We start from the raw sequence: 17,635 nt of genomic DNA, 5'->3' as shown, positions 1-17,635 counted from the left end.
CGAACTGATCAGGCGAAGACCGTCACCGTCTGCCGGCTCATGGCAATCAGCCGCCCCTGCTCATCCCACAGCTTCGCGGCGGCATGGCCGTAGCCGTCAGCGGCGTGTTCGGTTTCAACCAGGTATTTGCACCAGTCCAGGGTACTCAGCGCCAGTAACGGCTGGACGAATTCGATGGTCCAAGTCAGCGTGCTGCCCATCGCCGGTTGCTTGAGAAACGGCATCAGGGCCGGTGGCCAGGCATCGACCAGCGCCAGGATGTGTGCCTCGGTAACCGGCTCCTCCTTCACATCGCCGCGCAAGCGCACCCAGCCGCCCATCTGACGGGATGTATTGCCGGTGAACGGCAACCCGCCAACACTCCAGCGCATCGCCAGATGTTGCATGAATTGCGGAACCACGCCCTTGATGAACGGCAGTTCCTGGCACTGGTCCCAATGCTTCATCTCTGGCGCCGGCTCCGCCTGCACCTTCACTTGCGACGCACGCGAGGCGCCGAAGCTGCCCTGGACCAGGGTCACTACCTGGCCCTTCTGCATCGCGCGACCCAGCACCTGGCTGACGGCCTTGCCCTCGCGCAATACATCGACTTCAAAATTGACCGGCACGTCGGGTTCGACCGGGCCGACAAAGGTGATTGCCAGCGAGCGCACCGGTCGGTCCGCCGGCACCTTCGCGCGCATGGCTTCGTATTGCAAGGCAGCCACCAGGCCGCCGAAACTGGCTCGCCCTTGCGCCCATCCGGCCGGGATAGACAGTTCAAATGGCTGACAGCGGACAGCATCGAGCAGATCGCAAAAGCGCATGAAGACCTCAAGAAAAGGAAAAAGATGACGAGATCTTAACCAGCTCACGGAGGCTGTACACTGCCTATTCCGGTCAAATTGACTGACAGATCAGCCGCCTGTGCCGCTGTAGGAGCGAGTTTGCTCGCGATGAATGTCAACGATATCGCGGGAAACCTGATACCCCGCGGCGTTCTCAGGACTTTCGTCGGAACGCCCCCCGGAGCAAGCTCGCTCCTACGGGGGGTCCGTGTGGGCTTCAGGATTTGAAGCAGTCGGCGCTGAGCTTGTCCAGCACTCGGTCGGCACGTTGTTCGGCCTTGGCCATGGCGGTCTGCCAACTGGCTACAAACGGCTTCAAATCAGCTTCTCGCTCAGCCAGGGCCAGCCATTGCATACAGTCGTGCCAATCACCCAAGGCCCCCTGCGCCGCTTTCAATCGGGGCATGGCGGCCTTGGGCAGGCGATCCAGTTCGGGATAGGCGTCGATGCCATAACGAACACGCTTGATCAGCAGGCGCAAACGATGACGGTCATGGGCGGGATCGTGCAGGGCGGTGTCGAGTTTCTTCCACTGCTTGCCCAGGCGTTTTTCAATGCGCTTGACGAGCCCCTTGAGCAACCCCTGGCGCTGGGCGGCGCGCAGGAATCGTGGAAAGGCGTCGAGGATCATCAGTAGCTGCGCAAGCTCTGTACTGGTTGCCACCGCAGGATAAGCCTGGGCCATTTGCGCCATGCGTCGCTGTGCGGCTTCTGTTTGACCGTGTTCAAGCAAGTAGGCCGCCATGACTTCGCGATCGCGCAAAGGCGTGGTCAAGTCGCCAACCCCGGAAGCCGCCTCTTCCAGCTGCTCGACGCCGGGAAGGCCACGCAAGGGACGCAACAAGCTGCGCAACCGGCGCACCGTGGTGCGCAAGTCGTGCAAGGCTTCAGGGTCGGTGTGAGCAATCAAGCGTGCCTGACAGGCCAGCAGACGTACTTCCAGGCCCAGGACGCGAGCCACCAGCCGGTTGATCATGGGATTTACTCCGTAAAGAGCTGCAAGCATCAAGCTGACAGCTTATTACTTGTAGCTGCTTCTATCGCCCTGCGCGCGATTCACGAATGTAGAAACGTGCCTTTTCGGCCTTTTTCGCGCAGCCCTCGAAGCCTTCGAACTGCTGCTGGGTCTTGGCCGCGGTCAGCAGCGACAACGCCTTGGAGTAGCTGACGGTGCCGGCGAAGCCTTCGGCCTTGGCCAGGTCCAGCTCATGCCAGGCGGCATCGAGTTGGCTGCCGCAGCTGTCGCGATAGGCGGTTTTGCCGGCACAACCGGCCAGTGCCAGGGCAATCAGTGGCACACAGATCCAGGCTTTCATTTCTTACACCTCAAAATAGGTAAACAGTCATGCAGGTAGGACGGTCTGACGGGCAAAAAGTGCCGTTCATCGCCAACGTAAATCCTGAAGTGCGAGAATAACCATCTGCCGCCATGGAGTGTCGAAAAAACGACCCATTCGCGCAGCCGAACGACCTGACGATTGAAGCGTGCCCCTTGAAGGGTGCATTGTTGAACCATTCAAACGAGGGCGATCAATGAAAAAGCGTGTCGCACTGGTGTTGGGCTCGGGTGGAGCCCGGGGTTATGCCCATATCGGGGTTATCCAGGAAATCGAACGGCGTGGCTACGATATCGCCTGTATCGCCGGTTGTTCCATGGGCGCGGTGGTCGGCGGGATCTACGCCGCCGGCAAACTCGATGACTATCGCGACTGGATCGAGAGCCTGGATTACCTCGACGTGCTGCGCCTGGTAGACGTCAGTTTTCGCCTGGGGGCGATCCGCGGGGAAAAAGTCTTCGGACAGATCCGCAAGATCGTTGGCGAAATCAACATCGAAGACCTGCGCATCCCCTATACGGCGGTGGCCACCGACCTGACCAACCAGCAGGAAATCTGGTTCCAGGAAGGCTGTCTGCACCAGGCCATGCGTGCCTCGGCGGCGATTCCCAGTCTGTTTACACCGGTGATGCAGGGCAATCGCATGCTGGTCGATGGCGGCATCCTCAACCCGTTGCCGATCGTCCCGGTGGTGTCGAGCCATTGCGACCTGATCATCGCGGTCAACCTCAACTCCACCAACCAGCGTCATTACCAGTTGCCGGTGATCCAGCGCCCGGCCGCGTTCAAGACCCGCTTCGACAGCCTGATCAGTTCCCTGGGTTCGAAGATGCCGTTCCGACGCAAGCAGGCCGAACAATTGCTGCTGCTGGAGAAGGAAGCGTTGATGGCCGAGGCGGCGGAGATCAACCCCTGGGTCGAGTCGGCCAAGCCTGACTCGCAACAACCGGCGGCTGCGCCCGAACAGGACGGCGCACCGAAGTCCGCCACCGGGTCGTTCATCATCGACAATGTGGGGCCGGCGTCACTGCTGGATTTGATCAACCAGAGTTTCGAGGTGATGCAGACCTCGTTGGCGCAATACAAGATTGCCGGGTATCCGCCGGACATCCTGATCAACGTGCCGAAGCGGGTGTGCCGGTTTTTCGAGTTCTACAAGGCGCCGGAGTTGATCGCGCTGGGGCGGGAGATCGCGCGCGACACCCTGGACCGGTATGAGAATGAGCGGGATTCCTGAGGTTCTCGGGTGAATGTCAGGGCCTCTTTGCTGGCAAGCCAGCTCCTACAGGGATCTCAGCGTCCTCTGTAGGAGCTGGCTTGCCAGCGAAGAGGCCGGATCAGACAACACGAATTCAAAGGCTGCCCTCACTCAACAACCGATACCCCACCCCCGCCTCGGTCACGATGAACCGCGGCTGGGTCGGGTCATCGGCCAGTTTCTGGCGCAGGTGCCCGACCACGATCCGCAAGTAATGCGTGTCTTCGGTGTGGGTCGGCCCCCAGATGTCCTTGAGCAGTTGCTGCTGGGTGATGACCCGTCCGGGATGCCGTGCCAGTTGCGCCAGCACCGCGTATTCCTTGCGGGTCAGCGCTATTTCACTGCCTTCGAGCAATACCCGGCGGTAGGCCAGGTCCACCGTCAGCGGGCCGAAAGTCAGCGCCGCTTGCTGGACTTCGCCTACCGGGGCCTGGCGCAATAGCGCACGTATCCGCGCCAGGAATTCCTGGATGCCGAATGGCTTGGTCACGTAGTCATTCGCGCCGCCATCCAGCGCCTCGACTTTCTGCCCTTCAGCGGCTCGCACCGACAGCACCAGCACCGGTACCGTCGACCACTCGCGAAACTCGCGCAACACCTGTTGGCCGTCCATGTCCGGCAAGCCGAGGTCGAGCACCAGCAAGTCCGGTTTGTTCAGCGCCGCTTGCGCCAGGCCTTCGGTGCCGGTGCCAGCCTCCAGTACTTTGTAACCTTGGGAAACAAGGCTGATGCGCAGGAATTTACGGATCTGCGGTTCGTCGTCGATGACCAAAATGGTCGCGGTCTGGCTCATGAATTCACATCAACACAAAGAAGTGGCAAGAGAGTAGCGCAAGCACGATCAGGCTTCACTTTCGGCCCTTAATTTTCAAAGGCCGGCTGCGCCTGCAACGGCAAGTGCAAAGTGATGCAGGTGCCGCGGCCCTCGATACCGTCGGCGACACTGATGCGCCCGCCATGGGCACCGACCATGCCCTGACAGATTGCCAGCCCCAGTCCGGTACCCTGCCCACCACGGTCGCCACGGGCGGCGGTGTAGAACATGTCGAAAATCTTCTCCCGATCGGCCAGCGGAATCCCTGGGCCTTCGTCGCTCACCGAGAAAAACAGCTCGGTGTCGTCTGCCCCGACTCGCAGTTGCAGGCGTCCATGGGCTGGGGAAAACCGCGCGGCGTTTTCCAGCACGTTGATCAGCGCCTGTTCGATCAGCGCCGCATGCACGAACAGCAACGGCAGCTCCCCCGGTACTTCAGTGCTGACCTGCAACGGCGCCAGCACCGCGCGCAGGCGATTGAGCGCACTGCCGACGATGTCCGCCGGTGAGACCCAGTCACGTGCCAGCTTCAACGCGCCGTGACCGAGGCGGGTCATGTCCAGCAGGTTTTGAATATAGCGATCCAGGCGTTCGGCTTCATCGCGGGTGCCTTCCAGCAGTTCACGGCGATCCTCCAGTGGAATGGCCTCGCCGAGGGCCAGCAGGCTATCGATGCTGCCGCGCATGGAGGTCAGGGGCGTGCGCAGGTCGTGGGACACCGACGCCAGCAAGGCACTGCGCAGTTGCTCGGTTTCGCCGTGCAGCCGCGCGGCTTCCAAGTCATCGACCAATTGTGCGCGGGCCAGGGCCTGGGCCAGCGGCTGGCTCAATGCGGTCAACAGACGGCGACGCTGGCCGCTCAAGGCCTGGCCCTCTTTCGCACACACACCGAGCAGCGCCAGTGGACCGTCCTCCACCGACAAAGGCCACCACCACCAACGGCCAAACGGCAAAGTCCCGGTGCCTGCGCCCGCCGGCTGATCGTGTTGCCAGGCCCAATCGGCGGCGGCGCGTTCGGCTTCGGTGAATTCCAGCGGGCCACCGGTTTCGACTTTCCAGCCGTTCGGTCCGTCGCGGTTGAGCAGGCACAGCTGTACATCATTCCAGCCGTTGAGGTGCTGGGCTGCCGCGCTGACCACGGCCTGGCGATCGGTGGCGGCGGTGAGTTTGCGCGACAGGTCGAGCAGTTCGCTGGTCTCTTCCTGGGTGTCGCGCAGGGCCTGCAATTGCCGGCGCTGGCGTGCCGCAAGATTGCCGGTGAGGGCCGCCATCAGCAGGAAGAACAGCAAGGTCAGGACGTCTTCTTCGCGCTGGATGCTGAAGGAGAAATTCGGCGGAATGAACAGGAAGTCGTAGGTCAGGAACGACAATGCCGCACAGGCCAGTGCCGGGCCAAGACTGCTTCGCACTGCCACCAGCAACACGGCGGCGAGGAACACCAGCGAGATGTTCGGCAACGGCAATATACCCGCCACCGCCCAGGCCAGGGCACTGGCCAACACTGTCGCCACCACGGCCAGGGCGTAGTCGAACCATACCAGCGACTGCATCGATCGCTGGCGTGGCGGGTGCTGTTCATGCTCGGTGTCGAGCACGTTGATTTCCAGCCCGCGGGCGTTGCGCAGCAGGCGCGCCGCCAGGCCGCCACCGAACAACCGACGGCGCAGGCGCGGCCGGGACTGTGCGACCAATATCAGGCTGGCGCGGCGTTCGACAGCGTGCTGGATCAAAGTTTTCGCCACCTCGCCGGCCCGCAGCAGCACCACTTCACCGCCGAGGCGTTCGGCCAGTTGCTGGGCACTTTGCAGGCGCAGGCGCGACTGCTCGTCACGCACGCTGCCGTTGTCCACATGCACCAGGCTCCATGGTAGATGCCGACGCTGCGCGACCCGACTGGCGTGACGCACCAGGCGCTCGGCCTGGGCATCGCCATCGACACCGACCAACAAGCGACCGCGCACCGTGGGCGCCGCCTGCCCCATCTGGCGATAGCCCTGGGTCAGGTCGTTATCGACCTGGGCGGCGGCCGTTTGCATCGCCAGCTCACGCAGGGCGGTCAGGTTGGTCTGGGAGAAAAACGCATCGATCGCCGCCCGTGCCTGCTCCGGCACATAGACCTTGCCGTCGCGCAGGCGCTCGAGCAACTCCCGTGGCGGCAAGTCGATCAACAACAGTTCGTAGGCTTCCTGCAGCACCCAGTCCGGCAGGGTTTCGCGCACCTGCACGCCCGTGATGCCGCGCACCTGATCGTTAAGGCTTTCCAGGTGCTGGACGTTGACCGTGGTGTACACGTCGATGCCTGCGGCGAGCAGTTCCTGAATGTCCTGCCAGCGTTTTTCGTGACGGCTGCCGGGGGCGTTGGTATGGGCCAGTTCGTCCACCAGCACCAACCTAGGTTTGGCCGCGAGCAGGCCGTCGAGGTCCATTTCCTCAAGCTCCACGCCACGGTATGACGAGCGCACCAAAGGCAATTGCGGCAAGCCGCTGAGCAAGGCTTCGGTCTCGAAGCGGCCATGGGTTTCGACCACGCCGGCGATGACTTTCACGCCTTGGCGCAGTTGGCTATGGGCGGCTTGCAGCATGGCGTAGGTCTTGCCCACGCCGGGCGCGGCACCGAGAAAGACCTTGAGCCGGCCACGGCCATCGCGGGGCAGGTCTGCTAACAGCGCGTCGGCGCGGCCGGAGTCGCTCATGCTTGGGGGTCTCTTTCTTCAGAGGTTAATGGGTTGATTGCGAGGCCGTCTTCGCGAGCAGGCTCGCTCGCACAGGGGGACGGCCGCGCCACGGACCTACAGCTTTTCCAACGCCAGGTTCAACTCAAGCACATTCACCACCGGTGGGCCTACCAATGGCTGCTCGATATGGGCATCCAGCAGTTGTTGCAGTGTCGCCAGCGGCAGATTGCGCGCCGTCGCGACACGCGCCAGTTGATAGGCAATCGCGGCCGGTGGCAAGTGCGGATCGAGGCCGCTACCGGAGGTGGTGAGCAGTGCCAGCGGTACCGGCCCCTGCCCTGCCACCTGCAGTTTATTGGCCTCATCGATCACCCGAGTGGCCAGGGCCGGGTTGCTCGGCGCCAGGTTGCTGGCGCTGCTCGACACGGTGGCAAAGGCACCGGCCGATGGCCGTGGGTGGAACCAGGCATCGCCGACGAAATCCTGGGCGATCAGCGCCGAGCCGCGAACCTTGCCATCGGCATCGCGCACCAGGCTGCCATTGGCCTGACCCGGGAAGGCGACCTGGGCCACGCCGGTGACCACCAGGGGATAAGCGACGCCAGTGATCAGGGTCATCAGGACCAGCAGGCTCAGGGCCGGGCGTATCAATGTGGACATTTCAAAATCCTCGAATTCGTATTTATTCAGGTGGACCGTGTTGCATTCTTCGCGAGCAAGCCCGCTCCCACAGGGGGAATGCATTTCAAATGTGGGAGCGAGCCTGCTCGCGAAAGCGGTGCATCTGGCACCCTGCGAAGGTCAAACCAGATGCAACGCCGTCAACAGCATGTCGATCGCCTTGATCCCCACGAACGGCACCAGAATCCCGCCCAGGCCATAGATCAGCAGATTGCGCCGCAGCAAAGCTGCCGCACTCGCCGCCTGCACCCGCACACCCCGCAGCGCCAACGGAATCAACACGACGATGATCAGGGCGTTGAACACGATCGCCGAGAGAATCGCGCTCTGCGGGCTGTGCAGCTGCATCACGTTCAGCACGCCCAGTTGCGGGTAGATCGCGGCGAACAGGGCCGGCAGGATGGCGAAATACTTGGCCACGTCGTTGGCGATGGAAAAGGTCGTCAGCGCACCGCGGGTCACCAGCAGTTCCTTGCCGATCTGCACCACGTCCAACAGCTTGGTCGGGTCGCTGTCGAGGTCGACCATGTTCGCCGCCTCGCGCGCCGCCTGAGTGCCGTCGTTCATCGCCATGCCCACGTCCGCCTGGGCCAGGGCCGGGGCGTCGTTGGCACCGTCGCCGCACATGGCCACCAGGCGTCCGTCGTTTTGCTCGTGGCGGATGCGCGCCAGTTTTTTCTCCGGCGTGGCTTCGGCCAGCACATCGTCCACGCCCGCTTCAGCGGCAATCGCCGCCGCGGTCAGCGGGTTGTCGCCGGTGACCATGACCGTGCGGATCCCCAGTTTGCGCAGCTCGGCGAAACGCTCGCGGATGCCTGGCTTGACCACGTCCTTGAGGTGGATCGCGCCGAGCAGTTTACCGTCGACACAGACCAGTAACGGCGTGCCGCCGCTCTGGGCGATCCTGTCGATTTCAGCGGACAGCGCCGGCGCCAGCTCGGCGCGCTTGAGGCCCACGAACGCCAGCAACGAATCCACCGCCCCCTTGCGATACACGCGGCCCTGATAGTCGACACCGGACAGGCGGGTTTCGGCGCTGAACGGTACGGCTGTCAGCAGTTCGGCGGACGGCTCGGGCTGTGGATGAAGGCCGCGCAAGTACTCGACGATGGACTTGCCTTCGGCGGTGTCGTCGGCCAGGGACGCGAAAAGCGCACCCTCGGCCAGCTCCTTGCTGCTCACACCCGGCGCGGCATACACAGCCGAGCAACGACGGTTGCCAAAGGTGATGGTGCCGGTCTTGTCCAGCAGCAGGACGTGCACATCCCCCGCTGCCTCCACGGCGCGACCGGACTTGGCAATCACGTTCAGGCGCACCAGGCGGTCCATGCCGGCGATACCGATGGCCGACAGCAAACCACCAATGGTGGTCGGGATCAGCGTGACCAATAAAGCCACCAGGAACACCAGCGGCAGACTGCCGTTGGCGAAGTGGGCGAACGGCTGCAGGGTGACCACCACCAGCAGGAAGATCAGCGTAAGGCCGATCAGCAGGATGTCCAGCGCCACTTCGTTCGGGGTTTTCTGGCGCTTGGCGCCTTCAACCAGGGCGATCATGCGATCCAGGGTCGACTCGCCCGGATTGGCGGTGATCTTCACCAGCAGCCAGTCCGAGACCAGGCGAGTGTTGCCGGTCACGGCCGAGCGGTCGCCCCCGGATTCACGAATCACCGGCGCCGATTCACCGGTGATCGCCGCTTCGTTGACCGCCGCGATGCCTTCGATCACTTCGCCGTCACCGGGGATCATCTCCCCCGCTCCGACGCGCACCACATCGCCTTTGCGCAGGTTGGCGGCCGGCACTACCTCAAAGGTACCGTTGCTGGTTCTGCGCCGAGCGCTCAAGCCTTCGCTACCGGCCTTGAGGCTGTCCGCGCGGGCCTTGCCGCGACCTTCGGCCAGGGCCTCGGCGAAGTTGGCAAACAGCACGGTGAACCACAGCCACAGGGCAATTTGCGCGGCGACGAAGGTCGGCACCGCCGTGTCGGGAATGAAGCACAGGACGGTGGTCAGGATCGCCGTCAGTTCGACCACCAGCATCACCGGCGCACGCTGCAATTGCCGCGGGTCGAGCTTGACGAAGGCTTGCACCAGCGCCGGGCGCCAGAGGGCCGAGATCGCGGTTTTTGCTTGTTCAGGCGCCTTGACAACGGCGGCTTTTGTTGCGGGCATATTCATCATCAGCTCCTCAGCTCTTTAACCCAAAAGCAGCCATGTTCAAATGTTCAGCGATAGGGCCGAGCGCCAGGGTCGGCAGGAAAGTCAGGCCGCCCACCAGCAAAATGGTCACGGTCAGCAGGGTCACGAACAGCGCACCATGGGTCGGGAAGCTGTTCTGGCCAATCGGTGCGGTCTTCTTCATCGCCAGGCTGCCGGCCAAAGCCAGTACCGGCAGGATGTAACCGAAGCGACCGATCAACATGCCCAGGCCCAGCATCAGGTTGTGGTACGCGGTGTTGGCGCCGAAACCCGCGAACGCCGAACCGTTGTTGGCACTGGCCGAGGTGTAGGCATAGAGCAATTGGCTGAAACCATGGGCGCCGGGATTGCTCACCGCGGCCACGGGCCCTGGCAGGCTGGCGGCCAGCGCACTGAGCACCAGCACGCCGATCGGCATGACCAGCAGGGTCACCACCAACAGTTGCACCTCTCGGGCCTGCAGTTTCTTGCCGAGGTATTCCGGGGTCCGGCCGATCATCAGGCCGGCGAGGAACACCGCGATCAGCACGTTGAGCAACATGCCGTAGAGCCCGGCACCGACGCCGCCGAAGATCACTTCGCCGACCATCATGTTCACCAGCGCGACCATGCCGCTGAGCGGATTGAGGCTGTCATGCATGCCATTGACCGAACCGTTCGAGGCCGCCGTCGTAGTCACCGACCACAGCACCGTCGCGGTGGTACCGAAACGCGCCTCCTTGCCCTCCAGCGGAGCGGTCTGTTCGACGGCGACGTTGGCCAGGCTCGGGTTGGGCTGGTACTCGGCCCATAGCGAGGTGGCGCCGCCGATCAGGAACAACGCGAGCATGCAGGCGATGATCGCGCGGCTTTGCCGCAGGTCCTTGACGTAATGGCCGAAGGTGAACACCAGCGCGACGGGAATCAGGATGATCGACGCCACTTCGAACAGGTTGCTCCAGGCTGTCGGGTTCTCGAACGGATGCGCCGAGTTGACGCCGAAGAAGCCGCCGCCGTTGGTACCCAGTTGCTTGATCGCGATCTGGCTGGCGGCCGGACCCAGTGGGATCACCTGATCGACACCCTGCATCGTCAGCGCATTCACATACTGCGCGAAGGTTTGCGGCACGCCCTGCCAGACCAGGAACAGCGCCAGCAGCAGGCACAGTGGCAGCAGGCCGTAGAGGGTGGCGCGAGTCATGTCGACCCAGAAGTTACCCAGCGACGCCGAGGACTTGCGACCGATGCCGCGGCAGAGGGCAACCAGTACCGCCAGGCCGGTGGCCGCGCTGACGAAGTTCTGCACGGTGAGGCCGACCATCTGGCTCAGGTAGCTCAACGATGCTTCGCCGCTGTAGCCCTGCCAGTTGGTGTTGGTCATGAAGCTGACGGCGGTGTTGAACGCCAGCGTCCACTCCTGGCCCGGCAGGTTTTGCGGGTTCAGCGGCAAGTGGTCCTGGAACAGCAGGATCGCGAACAGCAACAGGAAACCGGCGAGGTTGAAGGCGAGCAAGGCCAGGGTGTACTTCTGCCAGCTCTGCTCGGCCTGCGGATCGACGCCGGCCAGGCGATAGCAACCGCGCTCCACGGGCCCCAGGATCGGCGTCAGCCAGGTGCGCTGGCCTTCCATGACCCTGTAGTAGAACCGACCCAGGAACGGCGCCGGGACCAATACCAGGGCGAAAAACGCCAGGATCAGCCAATAGTCATAACTGTGCATAGCCGCTCCTAGTTCCGGTCCGCGCGCAACAGCGCAACCAACAGATAAATGAACAGTCCCACTGCCAGCAGCAGTGACACTCCGTCCAGAACGCTCATGGAAGTTCTCCGTGTTACGGCGTATTGCCGCGTGTGGAGGTATTGTCGGCAGGGAGGCTGTAAAGGAACGAGACCGAGGGCGCGCGCGGGGCATAAAGAAGGCGTAAAGAGTGGGATTACGCCTTGGTTACAGTGTTGTCCTGGCTGGCCTCTTCGCGAGCAGGCTCGCTCCCACAGGGAATGGGTTCGGCCAGACACTGCAAATACCTGCTCGCGAAGGGGGCAGGAAACATCGCAGGGGTGATCGACGCAGAACAGGCATAGAATGGAACCACTGCGAAATCCAATCGCTCAAAGTGGTATGCACGTTCGGCAGGCGAAGCCCTCTCCCGCCGACCGGCTTTCAAGGAGGTCCCATGCCCTGGTATGCCTGGTTGATTCTGGTAGTGGCCATTGGCTCTATCGTTGGCGGTCTGATGATGCTGCGCGACACCGCCCACAAGGTTGAGCTGACCGATGAACAGCGCAAGCGCGTCGCCGAACGCAATGCGGAAATGGACGCCAAGGAAGCGCAGGACCGCTAGCGGCGAAATCGTCCGAAGCCGCCCATGGCGTTCGGACGATTTTTCTGCGGTTGCCCCGGTTCAGGTCAACGAACAGCGATCAAAAAACCGCTCGCGCTCCAGCGCCATCAATGCTGCACGCTTGTGTGGAAAGTCGAATTCCTTCTGGCAATAAAACCCCTGCCCCTGCATGTAGCCGATCATCTTCGTGTTGTCGGCACGGGGCTCGGCGACCACCCGCTGGGTACGTGGATCATCGAGAAACAGGTAGTGCACCAGCGCCGACAGCCAACTCGCTACCTTGTGCGGCCCCCGGTGCTGTTCTTCCCCCACCAGCATATGAATGCCACGGTCGTAGGCATCCGCCCCATAGAACGGCGCGATGCGGTCTTCCCTGGCCCAGTAGGCTTCGAAGTAGGCAAACGGCTGATCGTCGAAACAGCCGATCAAGGTCAGGGTATGGGGATCGTCCTGGAGTTTGCTCAGGTACTCTCGATGCTGCTCGAGACTGCCTTGCTCCTGCCAGAAACTCGCCACTCGCGGGCTGTTCTGCCAGCGATTGAAACGCCCAAGATCCTCGTCGATGTCCACCGTGCGCAGGGAAATCCACGCCCCCAGCCGGGCATCGAAACGCCGATACACCTCGCCCCTAGGCTTGGGCGGGCGTAGCGGGTGACGCTTGCCGTCACTGACAACCATCTGCTGCGGGTAACAACCCATCGGCGAATGACCCAGCCAAGGCTGCGGTAACTGCCAGAACAGTGTGCGTTCGCTACGATACTGGCCGGCCGTTTCGGCAGGGACCAGCAAGGCGCCGAGCAAGGCTTCAGCCGGCGCTTCATCGAGTTGCCAGAGCAGTCGCTGGCAGCCAGGGTCACGGGCGAACAACCCGTAACACGTAGCCCAGACGGCTCGGCTGTCGAGGCGTACAGCGCCCTCGGGCAATTGCAACTGCAACTCGGGCTCACGGGTCAGGCGCAGCTGGATCAGCGGCTGGCCTTCAAGGCTCAGGCTCAGACCGGTTCCGGTTTCATCGGCTACAAGACGGCTGCCGTTTGGCAAAGGCAGGACATTCGCATTGGACATGGGTCAGGCTCACGATTCGTCGACAGGTCAACGGTTGACGTGAGCCGGGCGGGGAAATTTAACCAATACGCGACTTGCGGTGTCCGCTCAGTGATCAGGCGCTGGCAAAACCGCGATTTTATAGGGGTCGAAAATCTTCAGCATCTGGCCATTGTCGCGCAATCCTTGCAGCAACTTGCCAAAGGCCTCGCCGCTGATCGGCGCGGCCGGGCGCAAGATGGCGTAGTGGTGATAGATCTGGTCGACGCGCTCGGACACCAGTAACTCTGCGGCGACCTGCTGGTTGCGCAGAAAGTAGTCGCTCAGGTAGGACCGCGTGACCAGGGCGACATCGGCGCGCCCACGCAGCACCATCAGCAGGTTGCTGTCATGGGAGTAGGTCGATGTGGCGTTGTAGTGAGTGGCGAGGTACTTGGGGTCGGCATTGAAGTTGGCGAATTCGTAGTGGTAGCCGCTGAACAACGCCAGGCGCTTGCCGCTGAGGTCGCTGAAGTAACTTTGCTGGCGTTCCGGCAGGCGCTGGGCGACGAAGATTTCGGCATCTTCCAGGCCCATGTCGACGCTGGCGTGGGGAATGTCCTTCCAGCCCCAGTTGGGGTTTTCGAAGATGGCCATGTCCACCCGGCCTTGCTTGAAGTCGCCAAAGCGGCGGGGAATGGAAGTGGGTACCAACACGAACCGGTAGTCGCTTTGCTGGTTATTGAGAGCCTCGACCAATTGCGGCAACAGGCCGGTATCGGCCCCGGACTCCGGGCGCACCGTGTAGGGCGGAAAATGTGCGGCACCGATACGCACCAGTTGTGCGGCCTGGGTTGGCAGAACCGATGACGCCGCGAGCACCGCCAGTAAAAGCCGCGAAGCCGTCCGAATTGGCGAAGACATCAAAACAACCCACTCCCCGAAATACTGCATCAATGCATTGAAGCTAGGCGGTTTCGCCCAGTTAGCCAGTTTCCTGCCGCACCGCGCCTTATTTTCCCGCGAGCACCAGAATCAAGGCCTCCTCGGCCAGTTGATCCAGGCTCATGCTGCCACCGGCACGAAACCAGGTGGTGGTCCAGGACAGCGCCCCAGTCAGGAAGCGCCGGGTGATAAACACATCGCCGCGGATAAAACCGGCGCTCTTGGCTTCACCCAGCACCTGCAGCCAGATGTCTTCATAGATATCGCGCAACGCCAGGACCTGGGCCTGGCCCTCCTCGGACAGCGACCGCCACTCGTAGACCAGCACGGCCATGGCCTCGCCACTGCCGCCCATGATCGACTGCAATTCGCAGCGGATCAGCGCCAGGACCCGCTCGCGCACGTCGCCCGCCTCAGCGATGGCCGCCCGCATCAAGGCGGTGTTGTAGCGAATGGTCTCCTCCATCACCGCCCGCAAGATCTCGTCCTTGCTCTTGAAGTGATGAAAAATACTGCCCGACTGGATACCCACGGCACCGGCCAGGTCGCGCACGGTCGTGCGCTCGTAACCCTTGTTGCGAAACAGGTGGGCCGCCACTTGCAGCAGCTTGCCACGGGCGCTGTCCGGGTCGGTCAATTGCCCGTTGTCGACCAACTCGCGCATGACGCTCAAGGCTTTTTGCTCATCCACCCGTTCTCTCCTACAGTCGATCAATCCAATGCCGCCCTCCCCGCGAAAACATTGGGGTTGCGCTGGCAATTTAAGCAACTGGCGACAACCAAGCAAGCGCTCGGGTCGAAGATAGTTCAGCCGTTTACAAACCAAGCGCTTGCTTGGTAGTCTCCAAGCATTGTTGCCGGAGGTAGTTATGGAGTTGACTGCGCCAAGAACGATTCGCATCGGTTGCGCCAGCGCCTTCTGGGGCGACACCTCGACCGCCGCCGCGCAACTGGTGGAAGACGGGCACCTGGACTATCTGGTCTTCGACTACCTGGCCGAAATCACCCTGTCGATCATGGCCGGCGCCCGGCTGAAAGATCCCCAGGCCGGGTACGCCAGTGACTTCGTCGAAGTCCTCGGCCCTCTCCTCCCCCAACTCGCCGAACAGAAAATTCGTGTCATCAGCAATGCTGGCGGCGTCAATCCGCAAGCCTGTGCCGCCGCCCTGCAAGCGGCCTGCGACAAGGCCGGAGTGGCATTGAAGATCGCCGTCCTGTCGGGTGATGACCTGCAATCGCAGTTCAAGCAACTGAGCAGCCTTGGCATTCGCGAAATGTTCAGCGCCGCCCCCCTGCCACCGATGTGTGTCTCGACCAACGCCTACCTTGGCGCGCCCGGCATCGTCGAAGCCCTGCACCTGGGTGCGGACATCGTGATCACCGGGCGCGTGGTCGACAGTGCCGTGGTCAGTGCGGCGCTGGTGCATGAGTTCGGCTGGTCGTGGCACGACTACGACAAACTGGCCCAGGCGGCGCTGGCCGGGCACATCATTGAATGCGGTGCCCAGTGCACCGGCGGCAACTTCACCGATTGGCGCGATGTGCCCGACTACGAGCACATCGGCTTTCCCATCGTTGAAGTCAGTGCCGACAGCCAGTTCATCGTCAGCAAGCCCGAAGGCAGCGGCGGACTGGTCACTCCGTTGACCGTGGGCGAACAGATGCTCTATGAAATCGGTGACCCCCGGGCTTATCTGCTGCCCGACGTGATCTGCGATTTCACTCAGGTCAAACTCGTGCAACAAGGCAAAAATGCGGTCAGGGTGCATGGCGCAAAAGGCTTGCCGCCCACCGCCCAGTACAAGGTCAGCGCCACCTACCCCGATGGTTTCCGCTGCACCGCCAGTTGCCTGATCGCGGGCATCGATGCGGTGGACAAGGCCCGGCGTGTCAGTCAAGCCATCATCAACAAGACCTCACAGATGTTCAGCCAGCGTGGCTGGGCGCCCTACAGTGAAGTGAACATCGAACTGCTCGGCAGTGAAGCCACCTACGGTCCCCACGGCCAGCGCCAGGACAGCCGCGAAGTGGTGATCAAGCTCGCGGTGCGCCATCCGCTTAAACAGGCCCTGATCCTGTTCTCCCGGGAAATCGCCCAGGCCGCCACCGGCATGGCGCCGGGGCTGACCGGAATTGTCGGTGGCCGGCCAACGGTGTATCCGCTGATCCGCTTGTTTTCGTTCCTGATCGACAAAACCGCCTGTACGCTGGAAATTGATCTCATGGGCCAGCGCCACCCCTGCGCCCTGCCCACCCTCGATGTGCTCGACAGCACCGACTTGCCGGTGCCAGTCGAGCCACCCAGGCCTTCGGGCCCGGCCGACGCCAGCGTCGCCCTGGTCAAGCTCGCGGTCGCGCGCTCGGGCGACAAGGGCAACCACAGCAACATCGGTGTCATGGCCCGCGACCCGCAGTACCTGCCGTGGATCGCCGAGGCCCTGACCCCGGAGGTGATCGTCGACTGGATGAGTCACGTCCTCGACCCGATCCACGGGCGTGTCGAGCGTTGGTACTTGCCCGCCACCCACAGCCTGAATTTCCTCCTGGAAAACGCCCTGGGTGGCGGTGGCGTGGCCAGCCTGAGGATCGATCCGCAGGGCAAGGCCTTCGCCCAGCAGTTGCTGGAAATCCAGATTCCGGTGCCTCAGCGCATCGCCGACCAGGTCAACTAGAGGATTGCCGCCATGGCCTACGATTCGATTTTCAAAGCCGATCTGTTTGCCGGCCAGACCGTCATCGTCACCGGGGGCGGCAGTGGCATCGGCCGTTGCACCGCTCACGAACTGGCGGCCCTCGGCGCCCATGTACTGCTGATCGGGCGCAAGGCCGACAAGCTGAAAGCCGTTGCCGCCGAAATTGCCGAAGATGGCGGCAAGGCTGACTGGAGCACCTGCGATATCCGTGAGGAAGAAGCGGTCACGCACCTGGTCAGCGAACTGATCCGCAAGTACGGCCCGATTCACGGCCTGGTCAATAACGCTGGTGGCCAGTACCCCTCGCCACTGGCCTCGATCAACCAGAAAGGTTTCGAAACGGTAATGCGTACCAACCTGCTGGGCGGATTCCTGATGGCCCGGGAAGTGTTTAACCAGTCCATGAGCAAGCACGGAGGCGCCATCGTCAACATGCTCGCCGACATGTGGGGCGGCATGCCCGGCATGGGTCACTCGGGCGCAGCGCGCTCGGGCATGGACAACCTGACCAAGACCGCGGCCTTCGAATGGGGTCACGCCGGGGTCCGGGTCAACGCCGTGGCACCGGGCTGGATCGCGTCCAGCGGCATGGACACCTACGAAGGTGCGTTCAAGGCGGTGATTCCGACCTTGCGTGAACACGTGCCGCTCAAGCGCATCGGCACCGAATCGGAAGTCAGCGCGGCGATCGTTTTCCTGCTCAGCCCGGCCGCGGCGTTCATCAGCGGCAGCACCCTGCGCATCGACGGTGCAGCCAGCCTCGGCGGGCGGGCGTGGCCGATCCACAAGGCGACCCACAGCGAGTCGTACAACGGCTTCCACCGCGCGTACTTGCCCGATGTGCTCAAGGACAAGGAATAAG

At 62.8% G+C, this 17,635-nt stretch carries 16 protein-coding genes; 4 read left to right on the top strand and 12 right to left on the bottom strand.

The features are described 5' to 3' along the window. Positions 1 to 8 precede the first annotated feature (8 nt). The 3 genes from NQL71_RS19600 to NQL71_RS19590 form a co-directional block, all read right to left on the bottom strand. Complete coding sequence (locus tag NQL71_RS19600) at positions 9 to 806, bottom strand: acyl-CoA thioesterase (RefSeq protein WP_274643126.1); 798 nt, start codon at positions 804 to 806, stop codon at positions 9 to 11. A gap of 238 nt (positions 807 to 1,044) precedes the next feature. Then, a complete protein-coding gene (locus tag NQL71_RS19595; protein ID WP_046816137.1) occupies positions 1,045 to 1,803 on the bottom strand; it encodes a CHAD domain-containing protein in 759 nt (252 codons plus the stop codon). A 61-nt stretch (positions 1,804 to 1,864) separates the two neighbouring features. Further along, positions 1,865 to 2,143, bottom strand: a complete 279-nt coding sequence (locus tag NQL71_RS19590) for a hypothetical protein (protein ID WP_046816136.1) — start codon at positions 2,141 to 2,143, stop codon at positions 1,865 to 1,867. Positions 2,144 to 2,360: 217 nt separating this feature from the next. Between NQL71_RS19590 and NQL71_RS19585 the strand changes: the two genes are divergently transcribed. After that, on the top strand, positions 2,361 to 3,401 hold the full coding sequence (locus NQL71_RS19585) for a patatin-like phospholipase family protein (RefSeq protein ID WP_046816135.1): 1,041 nt from the start codon (positions 2,361 to 2,363) through the stop codon (positions 3,399 to 3,401). Between the two features lie 115 nt (positions 3,402 to 3,516). Here the strand turns inward: NQL71_RS19585 and NQL71_RS19580 are convergent, their stop codons facing one another. From NQL71_RS19580 to kdpF, 6 genes are all read right to left on the bottom strand, one after another. Then, the gene (locus NQL71_RS19580) at positions 3,517 to 4,215 is read right to left on the bottom strand and encodes a response regulator (protein WP_046816134.1); all 699 of its coding nucleotides are present in this window, start codon (positions 4,213 to 4,215) and stop codon (positions 3,517 to 3,519) included. A 68-nt stretch (positions 4,216 to 4,283) separates the two neighbouring features. Then, positions 4,284 to 6,929, bottom strand: coding sequence for a DUF4118 domain-containing protein (locus NQL71_RS19575; protein WP_046816133.1), 2,646 nt, complete (start codon positions 6,927 to 6,929; stop codon positions 4,284 to 4,286). A gap of 96 nt (positions 6,930 to 7,025) precedes the next feature. Continuing rightward, the gene (kdpC, locus tag NQL71_RS19570; protein WP_046816132.1) at positions 7,026 to 7,571 is read right to left on the bottom strand and encodes a potassium-transporting ATPase subunit KdpC; all 546 of its coding nucleotides are present in this window, start codon (positions 7,569 to 7,571) and stop codon (positions 7,026 to 7,028) included. A 141-nt stretch (positions 7,572 to 7,712) separates the two neighbouring features. After that, positions 7,713 to 9,776: a potassium-transporting ATPase subunit KdpB gene (gene kdpB / locus NQL71_RS19565; RefSeq protein WP_410454546.1), complete on the bottom strand. Its 2,064-nt coding sequence runs from the start codon at positions 9,774 to 9,776 to the stop codon at positions 7,713 to 7,715. 4 nt (positions 9,777 to 9,780) lie between these two features. After that, the gene (kdpA, locus tag NQL71_RS19560; RefSeq protein ID WP_046816130.1) at positions 9,781 to 11,490 is read right to left on the bottom strand and encodes a potassium-transporting ATPase subunit KdpA; all 1,710 of its coding nucleotides are present in this window, start codon (positions 11,488 to 11,490) and stop codon (positions 9,781 to 9,783) included. 8 nt (positions 11,491 to 11,498) lie between these two features. Continuing rightward, the gene (gene kdpF, locus NQL71_RS19555; protein ID WP_007899818.1) at positions 11,499 to 11,588 is read right to left on the bottom strand and encodes a K(+)-transporting ATPase subunit F; all 90 of its coding nucleotides are present in this window, start codon (positions 11,586 to 11,588) and stop codon (positions 11,499 to 11,501) included. Positions 11,589 to 11,944: 356 nt separating this feature from the next. Here kdpF and NQL71_RS19550 point away from each other — a divergent pair, with 356 nt between their 5' ends. After that, the gene (locus NQL71_RS19550; RefSeq protein ID WP_020796133.1) at positions 11,945 to 12,112 is read left to right on the top strand and encodes a DUF2897 family protein; all 168 of its coding nucleotides are present in this window, start codon (positions 11,945 to 11,947) and stop codon (positions 12,110 to 12,112) included. A gap of 60 nt (positions 12,113 to 12,172) precedes the next feature. Here the strand turns inward: NQL71_RS19550 and NQL71_RS19545 are convergent, their stop codons facing one another. The 3 genes from NQL71_RS19545 to NQL71_RS19535 all read right to left on the bottom strand — a co-directional run bounded on the left by NQL71_RS19545 (position 12,173) and on the right by NQL71_RS19535 (position 14,771). Continuing rightward, entirely contained in the window at positions 12,173 to 13,177 is a 1,005-nt protein-coding gene (locus tag NQL71_RS19545; protein ID WP_274643125.1) for a GNAT family N-acetyltransferase, read from the bottom strand. Between the two features lie 87 nt (positions 13,178 to 13,264). Continuing rightward, positions 13,265 to 14,059 (bottom strand): substrate-binding periplasmic protein, encoded by a 795-nt coding sequence (locus tag NQL71_RS19540; RefSeq protein WP_178134213.1) that lies wholly within the window; start codon positions 14,057 to 14,059, stop codon positions 13,265 to 13,267. An 88-nt stretch (positions 14,060 to 14,147) separates the two neighbouring features. Beyond that, on the bottom strand, positions 14,148 to 14,771 hold the full coding sequence (locus NQL71_RS19535; RefSeq protein ID WP_046816128.1) for a TetR/AcrR family transcriptional regulator: 624 nt from the start codon (positions 14,769 to 14,771) through the stop codon (positions 14,148 to 14,150). Between the two features lie 178 nt (positions 14,772 to 14,949). On the opposite strand from NQL71_RS19535, the gene NQL71_RS19530 reads away from it, so the two are divergent. Together NQL71_RS19530 and NQL71_RS19525 are read left to right on the top strand one after the other, a co-directional pair. Beyond that, positions 14,950 to 16,752, top strand: a complete 1,803-nt coding sequence (locus NQL71_RS19530) for an acyclic terpene utilization AtuA family protein (RefSeq protein WP_274643124.1) — start codon at positions 14,950 to 14,952, stop codon at positions 16,750 to 16,752. A 12-nt stretch (positions 16,753 to 16,764) separates the two neighbouring features. After that, complete coding sequence (locus tag NQL71_RS19525) at positions 16,765 to 17,634, top strand: SDR family oxidoreductase (RefSeq protein WP_274643123.1); 870 nt, start codon at positions 16,765 to 16,767, stop codon at positions 17,632 to 17,634. Position 17,635: the final 1 nt, after the last annotated feature.

The organism is Pseudomonas serbica, from assembly GCF_028823535.1.
Lineage (GTDB): Bacteria > Pseudomonadota > Gammaproteobacteria > Pseudomonadales > Pseudomonadaceae > Aquipseudomonas > Aquipseudomonas serbica.
This window is presented reverse-complemented; position numbering and strand designations above follow the sequence as displayed.